We start from the raw sequence: 14,886 nt of genomic DNA, 5'->3' as shown, positions 1-14,886 counted from the left end.
CATTCTTCTGCCATTCGACGGACGGGGCGGCTTGGCCGCCCCGTTGCGTTTTGGAAAGTGGTAGAGAGGTGGGGCATCCTTATCCGCCGACGATCATGGCGCGGGCAGGTTCCTCCCGCCCGCGCGCCGAACAAGGAGCGCTCTGCGCATGGATCTCCAGCCGTTCCACACCGGCGTCTCGCCCTATGCCGCGGGCCTGACCTGCCGCTGCCCGCGCTGCGGACGGGGTCCGCTGTTCAAGGGCTTCCTCACCGTCGCGCCGTCCTGCGACAAATGCGGGCTGGATTACAGCTTCGACGATTCCGGCGACGGCCCGGTGGTGTTCATTATCCTGCTGGCCGGCTCGCTCGTGGTCGGACTGGCGCTCTGGGTCGAGCTGAGCTGGAGCCCGCCCTTCTGGGTCCACGCGCTTCTCTGGACGCCGCTGGTGCTCATTTCCACGCTCGGCCTGCTGCGCCCGCTGAAAGCCACGCTGATCGCCCTGCAATATGCGCGCAAGGCCGAGCAGGGGCGGCTCGACAAGGGTGATGCGTGACGGCGCGGTCTCCCTTGCGGGCGCTGCTGTGGCCGGGCATCGCCACCGCCATCTGCCTGTGCATCCTTCTCGGGCTCGGCGCGTGGCAGATTGAGCGCCTCACCTGGAAGCAGGACCTCATCGCCAAGGTCGAGGCGCGCATCCATGCCCCGGTCCAGCCGGCGCCCGAGGAGGCGAACTGGGGCGCGGTCGATTTCGACGAGGACGAGTACCGCCACGTCACCGCCACCGGCCGCTTCCTGCATGACCGCGAGGTGCAGGTCTACGCGCTGATCGACGAGGGCGTGAACGGCGCGCCGGGCGGGCCGGGTTACTGGGTGGTGACGCCGCTGGAGCTGGCGGACGGCGCGGTGATCCTGGTCAATCGCGGCTTCGTCTCGCCTCCCTTTCGCGATCCCGCGACCCGGACCGTGGGGCAGGTCGGGGGCGTGGTGACGGTGAGCGGCCTGCTGCGCCTGCCGGAGGCGCCGGCCATGTTCCAGCCGGCCAACGATCCGGCGAAGGGCCAGTGGTTCGTGCGCGATCCGATCGCCATCGCCGATGCCAAGGGCCTGCTGCGGGTCGCGCCGTTTCTGATCGACGCCGACGGCGCGCCCAATCCCGGCGGCTGGCCGCTGGGCGGACAGACCCGGATCACCTTTCCCAACCGGCATCTGGAATATGCGCTGACCTGGTTCGGGCTCGCGGCGACGCTGGCGGGCGTGTTCATCGCCTTCGCGGTCGCGCGCCTGCGCCGGCGCGTGTGACGGCGTGCTTTAATTCATTGCCTCGGCAAGGGTTGGACACTAGGTTGCCGGCGATTTCGGAACGGACTTTCGGCTTCCCGTTTCCATGACCCAGGCCTGACTGCCGCCGGCACGAGGGCCCCTGACGGAGGCGCCCGTGCGCTATGTTTCCACCCGTGGCGAAGCGCCGGTGCTCGCCTTTTCCGACGCACTGCTGGCGGGCCTTGCCCGTGACGGCGGCCTGTACTGGCCCGAGGCGTTTCCCGCGCTGAGCGCGGCGGAGATTGCGCGCCTGCCCGGGCATTCCTATGCCGAGGTCGCCGGCCGGGTGATCGCGCCCTTCCTCGACGAGGCGTTTCCGGCGGAGGTGCTGAAGCCGATGCTGGAGGACGCCTATGCCAGCTTCCGGCACGAGGCGACCACGCCGCTGGTGCAGATCGCGCCGAACCGCTTCGTGCTGGAGCTGTTCCACGGCCCGACGCTCGCCTTCAAGGACGTGGCGATGCAGCTTCTCGGCCGCATGATGGACCATGTGCTGATCGCTCGGGACCGCCGCGCCACCATTGTCGGCGCCACCTCGGGCGATACCGGCAGCGCGGCGATCGAGGCGTTTCGCGGGCGCGAGCGTACCGACGTGTTCATCCTCTACCCGGAGGGCCGGGTCTCCGAGGTGCAGCGCCGGCAGATGACCACGGTGCCGGACGCCAATGTCCATGCCATCGCGATCAAGGGCACGTTCGACGACTGCCAGGCCCATGTGAAGGCGATGTTCAACCACCACGCCTTCCGCGACCGGCTGGCGCTGGCAGGGGTGAACTCGATCAACTGGGCGCGCATCGTCGCGCAGGTGGTGTATTATTTCGTGGCCGGCGCGGCGCTGGGCAGCCCGCACCGCCCGGTGTCCTTCGTGGTGCCCACGGGGAATTTCGGCGACATCCTCGCCGGCTATGTCGCCAAGCGCATGGGCCTGCCGATCGCCAAGCTCACCATCGCCACCAACCTCAACGACATTCTGGTGCGCACGCTGGAGACCGGCCGCTACGAGGTGACCGGGGTGGAGCCGTCCTTTTCGCCCTCGATGGACATTCAGGTGTCGTCGAATTTCGAGCGCGTGCTGTTCGAAGCGCTGGACCGCGATGCCGGCGCGCTGCGCGGGCTGATGGCGACGCTGAACCAGTCCGACGCCTTCGCACCGAGCAATGAGGCGATGGCGGCGATCCGCGCCGATTTCGACGCCGGCCGCACCGACGAGGAGGCCACGCTCGCCACCATCGCGCGGGTCTACAAGGAGTGCGGCTACCTGATGGACCCGCACACGGCGGTCGCGGTGTCGGTCGCCGAGCGGGTGGCGCATGATCCGCGCGTGCCGCAGGTGGTGCTGTCCACCGCCCATCCGGCGAAGTTCCCCGATGCCGTGGAGCGCGCCAGCGGCGTGCGCCCGGCGCTGCCCGCCCATCTCGCCGACCTGCTCGGGCGCGAGGAGCGGACCCCGACCCTGCCCAACGACATCGCGGCCATCGAGGCCTACATCACGGCGCATGCACGCGCGGGAGTTCCGGCATGAGCGAGACCACGCCGGTGACGAAGCCGCTGCCGCGCATCACCACGCTCGACAATGGCGTGACGGTGATCACCGACGCCATGCCTCACCTTGCCACCGCCTCGCTCGGCATCTGGGCCGGCGCCGGCTCGCGCGACGAGCAGGAGGGCGAGCACGGCATCTCGCATCTGCTGGAGCATATGGCGTTCAAGGGCACGCGGCGGCGCAGCGCGCGGGCCATCGCCGAGGAGATCGAGGCGGTGGGCGGCGACATCAACGCCGCGACCAGTGTCGAGCACACCTCCTACAATGCCCGCGTGCTGGGCGAGGACATGCCGCTCGCGCTCGACGTGCTGGCCGACATCCTCACCGAGCCGGCCTTCGATCCCGAGGAGCTGACGCGCGAGCACAATGTGATCGTGCAGGAGATCGGCGCGGCGCTCGATACGCCGGACGATCTGGTGTTCGACCTGTTCCAGGAGCGGGCCTTTCCCGGCCAGCCGATCGGCCGCTCGATCCTCGGCACGCCGGACAGCGTGCGCTCCTTCGGCGCCGCCAGCCTCGGCACCTATCTCGACCGCAATTACCGTGGCCCGCGCATGATCGTCTCGGCCGCCGGCGCGGTGGAGCACGAGGCGGTGGTGGCGGAAGCCGCCGCCCGGCTCGGCAGCGTCAAGCCCGGCGACAAGCCGACCCCGGTGCCCGGCCGCTATGAGGGCGGCGTCGAGATCGGCGGCGGGCGCGAACTCGAACAGGCGCATCTGCTGATCGGGCTGGAGGGCCGCTCCTACCGCGACCCCGGCATCCATGCGCTTCAGGTGTTCACCAATGTGCTGGGCGGTGGCATGTCCTCGCGCCTGTTCCAGGAAGTGCGCGAGGCACGCGGGCTCTGCTACTCGGTCTATTCCTTCCACTGGGGCTATGGCGATACCGGCCTGTTCGGCGTCTATGCCGGCACCGATGCCGGGGATGTCGGCGAACTGGTCGACGTGGTGATCGACCAGATCGAGGAAACCGTGAACGCGATGAGCGAGGTCGAGCTGGCACGCTCCAAGGCGCAGGCCAAGGTCGGGCTGCTGGCGGCGCTGGAAAGCTCCGGCGCGCGGGCCGATCAGCTCGCCCGGCAGATGCTGGCGTTCGGCCGGCCGATTCCGCTGGAGGAGATCGTCGCCAAGGTCGAGGCGGTGACGCTGGAGGACGCCAAAGCGGCCGGGCGCGCGCTGCTGGCCGGGGCACGGCCGACCTTTACCGCGCTGGGGCCGGGAAAATCGCTTGAATCCGCCGCGCGCATCGCGGAACGTCTGACCGGGAAGAACGCCTGATCTCACCGCGCACGGCTGAACCTGCGACCTCGTCCATGGCCCTGTTCCGCACCGTCTCCTGGCCGGAGCCGCCTTCGCTGATCGAAGGGCAGGGCGTGTTCCTGCGCCTGCCGCAGATGTCGGACTACAAGGCCTGGGCCGGACTGCGCGAGGAGAGCCGCCATTTCCTCGCGCCGTGGGAGCCGCTCTGGCCGGTGCATGACCTCACGCGCGGCGCTTTCCGCCGGCGCATGCGGCGCTATGCCCGCGACGTGCGCGAGGACAGCGCCTACCCGTTCCTGGTGTTTCGCGGCGCGGATCGCGTCCTGCTCGGCGGCCTGTCGCTCTCAAATGTGCGGCGTGGCGTGACCCAGACCGCGAGCCTGGGCTACTGGATGGGCGCGCCTCATGCCGGCAGGGGCTTCATGACCGCCGCCGTCACCGCGCTGCTGCCTTACGCGCACGGCACGCTCGGCCTGCGCCGGATCGAGGCCGCGTGCCTGCCGAACAACGTGCCCTCGATCCGCCTGCTGGAGCGGGTCGGCTTCCAGCGCGAGGGGCGGGCGCGGGAGTATCTGTGCATCAACGGCGTCTGGCAGGACCACCTGCTGTTCGCGCGGCTCGGCACCGACCCGGTTCCGATGCCGGCCCCGGTGCGGGCGGAAGCGAAAGGCATCGCCTTTCAGGACGAAAACGCTCTGCGAGCGGGCGATCAAGTCTAGAACTTATAAAAACTACATCAAAAACGAATGTCCATGCGTTCAACTGATCGCCAGATCAGGTTTTCCCGATTGACGGGGCGAGGGAATAGCGCGAGAAATTAAGTGAAAAAGGTTCTTTAGAATTATTCTAAGGAGCGCATCACTTGGTAGCGCCTCGCGATGATTGTGTGTTCGTGTAATGTGCTGTCGGATCGTCAGGTTCGCGACGCCGTCGCGACTCCCGAGACTCCGTGCCGGACGGCGGGGCAGGTCTATCGCTGCCTCGGCTGCAGCCCGCAATGCGGGCGCTGCGCGCGCACCATCCGCAAGCTGATCGACGATGTGATGGCGACGTCCGGCTGCGGGGCCTGCCCGCTGGAATGCCCGGCCTCCGCCCACGCCATGCCGGCCGAATAATCCACGAAACTCGACGTCCTGCAGCGGCCGCGCCCGAGAAACTTGGGCGCGGTGCCGCTCGTTGCCTTGTGCGATTCTTGGAATTGTTCTAAACAATGCCCGGCGCATTCAAACAGGAGAGGTCGCGGCCATGAAAGGCGATCCCAAGGTCATCGAGTATCTCAACCGTGGCGTCCGTTCGGAGCTGACGGCGATCAACCAGTACTGGCTGCATTATCGCATGCTGGACAACTGGGGTTACAAGAAGCTCGCCGCCAAGTGGCGCGCTGAATCGATCGAGGAAATGCAGCACGCGGACCGCTTCATCGACCGCATCCTGTTCCTCGATGGCTTCCCCAACCTGCAGGTGCTCGACCCGCTGCGCATCGGCCAGGACGTGAAGGAAGTGATCGAGTGCGACCTCGCCGCCGAGGTCGAGGCCCGCGCGCTCTATCAGGAAGCCGCGTCCTATTGCGCCGAGGTGAAGGACTATCCCAGCCGCGACCTGTTCAAGGAACTGATGGCGGACGAGGAAGGCCATATCGACTTCCTGGAAACCCAGCTCGACCTGATCTCGAAGCTTGGCCTGCAGCTCTATGCCCAGCATCACATCGGCGATCTCGACTGAGACCGCGCGATAAAGCCACGTGACGACAAGGCCGGTCCGTCTGGACCGGCCTTTTTCATTGGGCATTCCTTGGATTTAGAATAACTATAAGTTATTGAGATCACAAATCTTTTCGTTGACCGTAGGGAATGCCTCCATTACCGCCAGCCTGACATCGCCTCATTCCGGCGGATGAAGGAGACAGGTATGGCACTTCGGTTCTCGGGCGCGCTGCTGCGCCACACGGCTTTTGGCGGCTTCCTCGCCGCTGCGGCATTCCTCGCGCCGGCCACTGTGCAGGCGGAAGAGGTGGTCAATGTCTACACCACGCGTGAGCCGGGCCTCGCCAAGCCGCTGTTCGACAGCTTCACCGAGAAGACCGGCATCAAGGTCAACAGCGTGTTCGTCAAGGACGGCCTCGCCGAGCGCGTGAAGGCCGAGGGCGCGGCCTCGCCGGCCGACCTGCTGATGACCGTGGATATCGGCAACCTGCTCGATCTCACGGACCAGGGCGTCACCCAGCCGACCACCTCCGAGGTTCTGGAAAAGGCGATCCCCGCCAATCTGCGCGGCGCCAATGGCGAGTGGTTCGCGCTTTCCGCCCGCGCCCGCGCCGCCTATGTCTCCAAGGACCGCGTGAAGGACCTGACCGCGATCACCTATGAGGATTTCGCCGATCCCAAGTGGAAGGGCGAGGTCTGCATCCGCTCCGGCAAGCACCCCTATAACGTCGCGCTGATCGCGGCCTATATCGTCCATCACGGCGAGGCCAAGGCCGAGGAATGGCTCAAGGGCGTGAAGGCCAACCTCGCGCGCAAGGCCGCCGGCGGTGATCGCGACGTGGCGCGCGACATTCTCGGCGACCTCTGCGATCTCGGCCTCGCCAACACCTACTATGTCGGCCTGATGCGCTCCGGCAAGGGTGGCCCCGAGCAGGAGAAGTGGGCCGAGGCGATCAATGTCGTGCTACCGACCTTCGCCAATGGCGGCACCCATGTGAACGTCTCCGGCGCCTCGGTGGCCAAGAGCGCCCCGAACAAGGACAACGCGGTCAAGCTGCTGGAATATCTCGTGTCGCCCGAGGCGCAGGAAATCTACGCCAAGGCCAATTACGAGTATCCGGTGGTGCCCGGCGCGCCGGTCGACCCGATCATCGCCGCCTTCGGCCCGCTGAAGGTCGACAATGTCGATCTCGTCAAGCTCGCCGCGGCCCGCAAGGCTGCCGCCGACCTCGCCGACAAGGTGGGCTTCGACAACTGACGAAACCGCGCCGGACCAAGCTCCGGCGCGCCACATGACCGCATCCCGAGCCGGCACCGTTCGGCTCGGGATGTCGTGCTTTCAAAGACATGGATGGCGAGCGTGCCCATGACCACCCTGCCGCTGCAGGCACCAGCACGGAAAGGCATCGATCTGCGCCGCGGCCTGCGCTGGGGCTCGGCGGCGGTCGTCCTGCTGGTGCTGCTGCCGCTGCTGGCGCTGGTCTGGACGGCGGCGAGCGGCTCCGGCGATCTGTGGCCGCATCTCATCCAGAACGTGCTGCCGGTTGCGCTCAAGGACACGGTGCTGCTGGTGCTCGGCGTCGGCATCCTCGCCGGCGTCGTCGGCACCGGCACCGCCTGGCTGGTCGCCACCTGCCGCTTTCCCGGCCGCGGCGCCTTCGAATGGCTGCTGCTGCTGCCGCTCGCCATACCGACCTATATTCAGGCCTTCGTCTATGTCGACGCGGTGCACCCGCTCGGGCCGATCCCGACCGCGATCCGGGGGCTGCTCGGCATGAAGAGCCCGCGCGACCTCTGGCTGCCGGAGGTGCGCTCGCTCACCGGCTGCATCGTGCTGCTCGGCTTCGTGCTCTACCCTTACGTCTATCTCTCGGCCCGCGCGGCCTTCCTGGTGCAGACCGCTTCCGCCATCGACGCCGCGCGCACGCTCGGGCTCGGCGCCTGGGAGACCTTCCTGCGCATCGCCCTGCCGCTGGCGCGGCCGGCGATCGCGGTCGGCGTGACGCTGGCGCTGATGGAGACCATCAATGACGTCGGCGCTTCGGAATTCCTCGGCGTGCAGACGCTGACGCTCTCGATCTATTCGACCTGGCTGAACCGCTCCAGCCTGCCCGGCGCGGCGCAGATCGCGCTGTTCATGCTGGTGCTGATGCTCGCGCTGGTGGCGCTGGAGCGCTGGGGACGGCGCCGGCTTTCCGTTGCCAATGTCGGCGCCCGCGCCCGTCCGCCGGTGCGCCGCACGCTGGGAGCGGGGCAGGGGGCGCTGGCGTTCCTGTTCTGCCTCGTGCCGGTCACGCTCGGCTTCCTGCTGCCGGCCGGCCACCTGCTCCACACCGCGTGGCGCCGCTTCCTGTTCAACGGCCTGCCGGAGACCGTGCTGGTCGAGGCGATGAACACTGCGCTGTTCGCGGCGGTCGGCACCGGCATCGCGCTGGCCTGCGGGCTGCTGCTGGCGGTGGCGTTCCGCAGCGGGGCGCTGTCGTCAGTGGCTCTGAGGGTGGCGAGCCTCGGCTATGCCGTGCCGGGCACGGTGCTGGCGGTCGGCCTGCTGGTGCCGCTCGCCGCCTTCGACAATGCGGTGTCGGGGGTGAGCACGCAGCTGTTCGGGGTCGCGACCGGGCTGCTGCTTTCCGGCTCCGGGGCGGCGCTGATCATCGCCTATGTCATTCGCTTCCTCGCCATTCCGGTCGGCGGGCTGGAGGCGGGTTATGGCCGGATCGGCACCACCATGGACATGGCGGCGCGTAGCCTCGGCCAGACGCCGGGCGGGGTGATCCGCCGCGTCCACCTGCCGCTGCTGCGGCCCGCGCTCGGCTCGGCGGCGCTGCTGGTGTTCGTCGACTGCATGAAGGAACTGCCGGCGACGCTGATGCTGCGCCCGCTCAATTTCGAGACGCTGGCGAGCCATGTCTATGGCGAGGCCGCGCGCGGCACCTATGAGGACGGCGCGCTGGCCGCCCTGCTGATCGTGCTGGTCGGCCTCGCGCCGGTGATCCTGCTGGCGCGGCTCTCCCGTCCGCAGGCGGAATGAGCGGCGCCGGACGTTGCGTCAAGCTGATGTAGCTGCATAATTGTTTGTGTAGAGACAAAGAGGAGAGTGGACATGCGCCTTGCCACCCGTTTTGCCGTCTGCGCCGCCGCCACCCTGTTCGCCTCCACCGCCGCTCACGCCGCCTGCACCGGCAGCAATGGGCGCGGCTGGGGCAGCGGCAAGGGGGCCGGGATGTTCGAGATGACCACGGCGGACAAGACCTGCCGCATCGGCTTCACCAATGTCATCAACGACCAGACCGGGGCCCGCATTCCGGCGAACAGCGTGACGGTCACGACCCCGCCGAAGTCCGGCAAGGTCGCGGTCACCGGCAGCGGCCTTGTCTACACGCCGAATGCCGGCTTCAAGGGCAAGGATCGCTTCTGCACCCGGAACACCACACCCAAGGTTCCGGGCACGGTGCTTTCCGGCTGCATCACCGTCAGCGTGAACTGACGCCGCCGCTCAGCTCGCCAGTTCCGGCAGATCGCGGTACAGCTCCAGCGCCTCGGGATTGGCGAGCGCCTCGGTGTTCTTCACCGGGCGGCCATGCACCACGTCGCGCACCGCGAGCTCGGTGATCTTGCCCGAGCGGGTGCGCGGGATATCCGCGACCGCGACGATCTTGGCCGGCACATGGCGCGGGCTGGCGCCGGTGCGGATCTGGGTGCGGATGCGCTTTTCGAGGTCGGTGTCGAGCCGGACACCCTCGCGCAGCCGCACGAACAGCACCACGCGCACGTCGTTGTCCCAGTCCTGGCCGATGGCGATGCTCTCGATGATCTCCGGCACCTGCTCGGCCTGGGCGTAGATTTCCGCCGTGCCGATGCGCACGCCTTGAGGGTTCAGCGTGGCGTCGGAGCGGCCGTGGATGATGAGCCCGCCATGGATGGTGGTCTCGGCGAAATCGCCGTGGCACCAGATGTTCGGGAAGCGCTCGAAATAGGCGGCGCGGTACTTGGCGCCCTCGGGGTCATTCCAGAACATCACCGGCATGCAGGGGAACGGCTTGGTGCACACCAGCTCGCCACGCTCGCCGATGACCGGCTTGCCCTCGTCCGACCAGACCTCGACCGCCATGCCGAGGCCGGGCGCCTGGATCTCGCCCTTGTAGACCGGCGCCGTCGGGTCGCCGAGCACGAAGCAGGACACGATGTCGGTGCCGCCGGAAATCGAGGCGAGGTGCAGATCGGGCTTGATCGCCTCATAGACATAGGCGAAGTCCGCCGGCGCCAGCGGCGAGCCGGTGGAGGTCAGCGCCTTGAGCGCGGAAAGGTCGTGGGTCTTCCCGGGCTTCACGCCTTCCTTGCGCAGCGAGTCGATGTACTTCGCCGAGGTGCCGAGCAGGGCGAAGCGCTCCTTCTCCGCGAAATCGAACAGGACCTCCGGGGTGGGGGAGAAGGGCGAGCCGTCGAACAGGCAGAGCGTGAGGGAGCTGGCGAGGCCCGATGCCAGCCAGTTCCACATCATCCAGCCGCAGGTGGTGAAGTAGAACAGCCGGTCGCCGGGCGCGAGATCGCAATGCAGCCGGTGCTCCTTGATGTGCTGGAGCAACGTGCCGCCCGCCCCGTGCACGATGCATTTGGGCACGCCCGTGGTGCCGGAGGAGAACAGGATATAGGCCGGGTGGCTGAACGGCAGGCGCTCATAGGTGAGGGCCTGCGCGGCGAAGGGCGTGAGGAAATCCTCCAGCGCGACGCCGTTGGCAATGCCGGACGCCACCTCGGCCGCCTCGCCGAGATAGGGCACGATCACGGTCTGGCGCACGCTGGTCAGATGCGGCGCGACGGTACGCAGCTTGTCGCCGATCGCGACGCGCTTGCCGGCGTACCAATAGCCGTCGCAGGCGAAATAGACCTTGGGCTCGATCTGGCTGAAGCGATCGAGAATGCCGCGCTCGCCGAAATCGGGCGAGCAGGACGAGAAGATCGCGCCGATCGAGGTCGCCGCCAGCATGATGGCGATGGTCTCGGGCATGTTCGGCATGGTGGCGGCCACGCGGTCGCCAATGCCGACCCCGGCGGCGCGCAGCGCCTGCTGGAGCCGGGAGACCAGCGCGCACAGCTCGCTGAAGGCGATGTGCCGCTCCACCTTGTCCTCGCCGCGGAACACCAGCGCCGTGCTTGTGGGATCGCGCGGGCGCAGCAGGTTCTCGGCGAAGTTCAGCGTCGCATCGGGAAAGAATTGCGCGCCGGGCATGAGATCGCCGTCGACAAGGCTGCGCCCGCCCTTGTCGCCGATGACCTCGCCGAGCTCCCATATCTCGTCCCAGAACGTGCCGGGCTGGGCGACCGACCAGGCGTGGAGGTCGCGGTAACTAGTTAGTGCCGTTCCGTGGCGGGCATTGACGGTCGCAATGAAGCCGGTGATCGCGCTGCGGGCGATCCGCTCGGGCGAGGGTGTCCAGAGCGGTGCGTCATTGGCGAGGTCCATCAAGGTCTCCATCCCGGTTTCCCGCCGGCTTCCCGAAGCAGGCAAGCATCATTGTCGGCTGCAAATTCATAGCGTCCGGCAGGTCGTCTGTCAGGCCATCAAACAGACACAGACGCGGGTGATGTTGCGCCTCCGTCCGGCTGTCGCGGCGGGGCGCTCCTGCGTCGGCCTCGGCCGGCGGAATCTGGTGAACAGCTTTCGCTTCGGGCCGCTGGCGGGATGGCGGCGCTATACGCGGACACCGACAGGCTTTATCGACACGCTTCATGAAGAAACTGGCCCCGATCCTTCTCCTGCCGGTCCTGCTCGCACTGGTGGCGGCGGCGCTCGCGCCCAAGCTCGCCTCCGAAGACCGGCTGCGCGCCGAGGCGCAGCGGCTGCTGAGCGCGGCGGCCGGGCATGAGGTGCGGATCGAGGGGCCGGTAAGCTTTTCCGCCTTCCCGTGGCCCGCCCTGACCCTTGACGGGCTGTCCGTCGGCGCGCCCGGTGTCGCTACGCTGGAAGCGCCGCAGGCGCGGGTCGTGCTCGACCTGTTGCCGCTGCTGACCGGGCAGGCCAAGGCCGACCATATCGAACTGCGCGAGCCGGTGCTGACGCTGGCCGAGCGCGAGGATGAGCTGGGCGCCTTGACCGAGATTCTCAACGGCCTCGGCCGCAGCCGGCTGCGCGCCGATGTCAGCCTCCAGGACGGTCGCATCCTGCGCAGGGTGAACGGCGAGGCCCGTGAACTGCTCGGTGACACCGATCTCGACCTGAGCTGGCGCGGCGGCGACCGGCTGTCCATCGCCGGCCACCTGATCTGGCGCGACGAGCCGCTGGACGTCGACCTCAACCTCTCCGATCTGGTCGCGCTCGCCGAAGGGGGGGCCGGCGGGGTTCAGGTGAAGCTCTCCGGCCCGCCGGCGGAGCTGTCCTTCGCCGGCACGATGCGGCTCGCCAGCGGCCCGGTGATCGAGGGCGCGCTGGAATGCTCCTCGCGCCGGCTGCGCGCGACGCTGGAATGGCTGGGGCTGGAGGCGCCGACCGAGAAGGGCTTCGGCCCGTTCGCGCTCCGTGCCCATGCGCTGGTGACCGCGCAAGGGGCGACGCTGAGCCAGGCGCGGCTGGAGCTCGACGGCAATGTGAGCGAAGGCGGCTTTTCCCTGCGCACCGGCAACGGACGCGCGGGCCTGCAGGGCTCCTTCGCCAGCGCTTCGGTCGACCTCTCGCCCTATGGCCAGCCGGTTCTGGCCGAGCCCGGCGGCGGCGGCTGGAGCCGCGAGACCATCGACCTCAAGCGCCTCAAGGATTTCGACCTCGACCTGCGTTTCTCCGCCGCGCAGGTGCACGCCGGCACCACCCGGCTCGACCGGCTGGCGGCCAGCGCCGTGCTGAAAGCGGGCAAGCTGACACTCGCCATCGGCGATTCGGAAGCCTGGGAGGGAGCGTTCCGCGCCATGGCGCAGATCGCGCCGCTGGAACAGGGCATGGATGTGCGGGTGGAACTGGCGGGCGAGGGCGTCTCGCTGGCGCAGGCGCTGGGCGACCTGTTCCGCTCGCAGCGGCTGGAAGGCACCGGCTCGTTCCGGATCGACCTTGGCGCCTCGGGCGCCAGCGTCGCCGAGCTGGTCGGCCGGCTGTCCGGCACCGCCAGCCTCACCGGCACCGAGGGCGCGCTCGCCGGCATCGACGTGCCGCGCATCCTCGCCCGGCTGGAACAGCGCCCGCTGTCGGGCGCCGGCGACCTGCGCGGCGGGCGCACGCCTTATGACACAATCGATTTCAGCGCGAAGATCCATGAGGGCATCGCCCATGTCGAGCGCCTGAACATCGAGAGCGCCAAGCTGCGCATCGAGCTGAACGGCGACACCGACCTCGCGCGCCGCGACCTCGACCTCGAAGGCACGGCGCAGCTGGTGCGCGCGGCCGATCCGGCGCCGTTCGACCTGCCCTTTGTGGTGCGCGGCTCGTGGGGGCGCCCGCTGCTGCTGCCCGACCCGCAGGCGCTGATCCGCCGCTCCGGCGCGGCGCGCCCGCTGTTCGGCGGCAAGCTCGACACCTTCGGCGTCGCGGCTCCGCTGCCCTAGAGGCGGGACTACTCCGCCAGCACGCGGGTCGAGGGGAAGGTGATCTCCACCAGCGTGCCGGCATCGACGGCGCTGCGGATGTGGAAATTGGCGCGGTTGGCTTCCGCCAGCGCCTTGGTCAGCGGAAGGCCGAGCCCGGTGCCGCCGGAGCCGGCGCGGCCGGAGGTGGCGAGCTGGCGGAACGGCTCCATCGCCACCGCGATGTCGGATTCCGACATGCCGATCCCGGTGTCGCGCACGCGCAGTACCACTTCGCTGCCCTCGGTCAGCGCGGTGGACAGGATGACCTGCCCGCCGGGCTTGGTGAACTTGATCGAGTTGGAGACGAGGTTCAGCACGATCTGCCGGATCGAACGCGCATCGGCCACCACCGGCGGCAGGTCGGCGGCGAGCGAGGAACGGATGATGATGCGCTCGCGGTTCGCCTGCGGCTGCATGATCGCCATGGACTGCTGCACGATCTCGTTCAGCGCCACGCTGGTGAAGGCGAGATCGAGCTTGCCGGCCTCGATCTTCGACAGGTCGAGCAGGTCGTTGATCAGCGAGATGAGATGCCCGCCCGAGGCGTGGATGTCGCGCAGATAGTCGCGATAGCGCTGGTTCTCGATCGGGCCGAAGCGCTCCTCCATCATCACTTCCGAGAAGCCGATGATGGCGTTGAGCGGGGTGCGGATCTCGTGGCTGATCTTGGCGAGGAAGTCGGATTTGGCGAGATTGGCGCGCTCGGCGAGCCGCTTGGCCTCGGTCAGCTCCTCCTCGGCGCGCTTCCACTGGGTGATGTCGCGCAGCACCGCGCAGAACTTCGAGGAATCGTCGCCGACCCGGCCGACGGTCATGAACAGCGGGATCAGCCCGCCCTCGCGCACGCGGCCGATCACCTCGCGCCCGTCGTTCAGCACGCTGGCGACGCCGTTGGAGGCGAGGCCGTCGAGATAGTCCACCGCCGCGCGCTGGCTCTCGGGTGCGAACAGCAGCGTGAAGTTCTCGCCCTGCACATCATGGGCGTCGAAGCCGAACAGCGCCTCGGCGGGGCGGTTCATCGACAGGATGGTGCCGGCGGCGTCGATCAGCACCACGCCGTCGGTGGCGGTGTCGAGAATGGCGCGCAGTTCGCGCGAGGTGGCTTCGGCCTCGCGCAGGGACAGCTCGGCCTGGCGCGCGCGCTCCTCCTGCACCGGGTTGAGCCGGCGCAGCAGATAGACCAGCGCGGCGCCCCCCTCCCATGGCGCGGACAGCATCCGGGCCTCGACCGGGAAGGCGATGCCGTCGGCGCCGACCAGCGACAGCGCGCTGCCGTCCGCGGTATCCGCCGCGACCGGCGCACCGAACAGGGTGACGAGGCCGCCCGCGGCTTCCAGCGCCGCCATGTCGGCATGGCCGGTCCAGTCCAGCAGGGCGCGGTTCGCGAACAGCAGGCGGTCGCCGCGCGTGGCGATGACGCCGAGCGGCAGGCGCTCCAGCACCGGGCGCTCGCCTTCGGCCAGCACGCGGCGCATGCCGTCGGGCTCGGGCGCGGAGGCGGCGGGGGGGCTCGCGGGCTCGGCAGGAG

The 14,886-nt window shown here is 68.6% G+C and carries 13 protein-coding genes; 11 read left to right on the top strand and 2 right to left on the bottom strand.

Translation table 11 applies throughout. The features are described from left to right. Positions 1-148 precede the first annotated feature (148 nt). From VRZ77_RS10885 to VRZ77_RS10840, 10 genes are all read left to right on the top strand, one after another. Complete coding sequence (locus VRZ77_RS10885; RefSeq protein WP_414592675.1) at positions 149-535, top strand: DUF983 domain-containing protein; 387 nt, start codon at positions 149-151, stop codon at positions 533-535. Further along, positions 532-1,281: an SURF1 family protein gene (locus VRZ77_RS10880; RefSeq protein WP_414592674.1), complete on the top strand. Its 750-nt coding sequence runs from the start codon at positions 532-534 to the stop codon at positions 1,279-1,281. Before VRZ77_RS10885 ends, VRZ77_RS10880 begins: the two co-directional genes overlap by 4 nt. 136 nt (positions 1,282-1,417) lie before the next feature. Beyond that, the gene (gene thrC / locus VRZ77_RS10875; protein ID WP_414592673.1) at positions 1,418-2,824 is read left to right on the top strand and encodes a threonine synthase; all 1,407 of its coding nucleotides are present in this window, start codon (positions 1,418-1,420) and stop codon (positions 2,822-2,824) included. After that, on the top strand, positions 2,821-4,122 hold the full coding sequence (locus VRZ77_RS10870; RefSeq protein ID WP_414592672.1) for a M16 family metallopeptidase: 1,302 nt from the start codon (positions 2,821-2,823) through the stop codon (positions 4,120-4,122). Before thrC ends, VRZ77_RS10870 begins: the two co-directional genes overlap by 4 nt. Before the next feature lie 35 nt (positions 4,123-4,157). After that, positions 4,158-4,823 carry a GNAT family N-acetyltransferase gene (locus VRZ77_RS10865; protein WP_414592671.1) on the top strand — a complete coding sequence of 222 codons (666 nt, stop codon included), beginning with the start codon at positions 4,158-4,160 and terminating at the stop codon, positions 4,821-4,823. 159 nt (positions 4,824-4,982) lie between these two features. Further along, the gene (locus VRZ77_RS10860) at positions 4,983-5,219 is read left to right on the top strand and encodes a bacterioferritin-associated ferredoxin (RefSeq protein ID WP_414592670.1); all 237 of its coding nucleotides are present in this window, start codon (positions 4,983-4,985) and stop codon (positions 5,217-5,219) included. A 130-nt stretch (positions 5,220-5,349) separates the two neighbouring features. Beyond that, positions 5,350-5,826: a bacterioferritin gene (bfr, locus tag VRZ77_RS10855; RefSeq protein WP_414592669.1), complete on the top strand. Its 477-nt coding sequence runs from the start codon at positions 5,350-5,352 to the stop codon at positions 5,824-5,826. Between the two features lie 186 nt (positions 5,827-6,012). Beyond that, positions 6,013-7,065 (top strand): extracellular solute-binding protein, encoded by a 1,053-nt coding sequence (locus tag VRZ77_RS10850; protein ID WP_414592668.1) that lies wholly within the window; start codon positions 6,013-6,015, stop codon positions 7,063-7,065. Positions 7,066-7,173: 108 nt separating this feature from the next. Beyond that, on the top strand, positions 7,174-8,838 hold the full coding sequence (locus VRZ77_RS10845) for an ABC transporter permease (RefSeq protein ID WP_414592756.1): 1,665 nt from the start codon (positions 7,174-7,176) through the stop codon (positions 8,836-8,838). Between the two features lie 72 nt (positions 8,839-8,910). Then, positions 8,911-9,294 carry an Ig-like domain-containing protein gene (locus tag VRZ77_RS10840; RefSeq protein ID WP_414592667.1) on the top strand — a complete coding sequence of 128 codons (384 nt, stop codon included), beginning with the start codon at positions 8,911-8,913 and terminating at the stop codon, positions 9,292-9,294. Positions 9,295-9,303: 9 nt separating this feature from the next. Here VRZ77_RS10840 and VRZ77_RS10835 read toward each other — a convergent pair whose 3' ends face one another. Then, complete coding sequence (locus VRZ77_RS10835) at positions 9,304-11,283, bottom strand: acetoacetate--CoA ligase (protein ID WP_414592666.1); 1,980 nt, start codon at positions 11,281-11,283, stop codon at positions 9,304-9,306. Positions 11,284-11,537: 254 nt separating this feature from the next. Between VRZ77_RS10835 and VRZ77_RS10830 the strand changes: the two genes are divergently transcribed. Further along, a complete protein-coding gene (locus VRZ77_RS10830; protein WP_414592665.1) occupies positions 11,538-13,337 on the top strand; it encodes an AsmA family protein in 1,800 nt (599 codons plus the stop codon). A gap of 8 nt (positions 13,338-13,345) precedes the next feature. On the opposite strand, the gene VRZ77_RS10825 is transcribed toward VRZ77_RS10830, so the two are convergent. Then, positions 13,346-14,886: PAS domain-containing sensor histidine kinase (locus VRZ77_RS10825; RefSeq protein ID WP_414592664.1), on the bottom strand; the 1,541-nt coding region annotated here is incomplete at its 5' end.

The organism is Ancylobacter sp. G4_0304, assembly GCF_047501495.1.
In the GTDB taxonomy this organism is placed as follows: Bacteria; Pseudomonadota; Alphaproteobacteria; order Rhizobiales; family Xanthobacteraceae; genus Ancylobacter.
The sequence above is the reverse complement of the archived record's forward strand: the minus strand, read 5'-3'. Positions and strand labels throughout refer to the sequence as shown.

What these genes read in the sequence shown, in the direction of transcription:
- VRZ77_RS10870 (WP_414592672.1), top strand. Translation starts at nt 2,821, where the DNA reads ATGAGCGAGACCACGCCGGTGACGAAGCCGCTGCCGCGCATCACCACG.
- bfr (WP_414592669.1), top strand. Translation starts at nt 5,350, where the DNA reads ATGAAAGGCGATCCCAAGGTCATCGAGTATCTCAACCGTGGCGTCCGT.
- VRZ77_RS10850 (WP_414592668.1), top strand. Translation starts at nt 6,013, where the DNA reads ATGGCACTTCGGTTCTCGGGCGCGCTGCTGCGCCACACGGCTTTTGGC.
- VRZ77_RS10845 (WP_414592756.1), top strand. Translation starts at nt 7,174, where the DNA reads ATGACCACCCTGCCGCTGCAGGCACCAGCACGGAAAGGCATCGATCTG.
- VRZ77_RS10865 (WP_414592671.1), top strand. Translation starts at nt 4,158, where the DNA reads ATGGCCCTGTTCCGCACCGTCTCCTGGCCGGAGCCGCCTTCGCTGATC.
- VRZ77_RS10840 (WP_414592667.1), top strand. Translation starts at nt 8,911, where the DNA reads ATGCGCCTTGCCACCCGTTTTGCCGTCTGCGCCGCCGCCACCCTGTTC.
- VRZ77_RS10885 (WP_414592675.1), top strand. Translation starts at nt 149, where the DNA reads ATGGATCTCCAGCCGTTCCACACCGGCGTCTCGCCCTATGCCGCGGGC.
- VRZ77_RS10860 (WP_414592670.1), top strand. Translation starts at nt 4,983, where the DNA reads ATGATTGTGTGTTCGTGTAATGTGCTGTCGGATCGTCAGGTTCGCGAC.
- VRZ77_RS10830 (WP_414592665.1), top strand. Translation starts at nt 11,538, where the DNA reads ATGAAGAAACTGGCCCCGATCCTTCTCCTGCCGGTCCTGCTCGCACTG.
- VRZ77_RS10835 (WP_414592666.1), bottom strand. Translation starts at nt 11,283, where the DNA reads ATGGAGACCTTGATGGACCTCGCCAATGACGCACCGCTCTGGACACCC.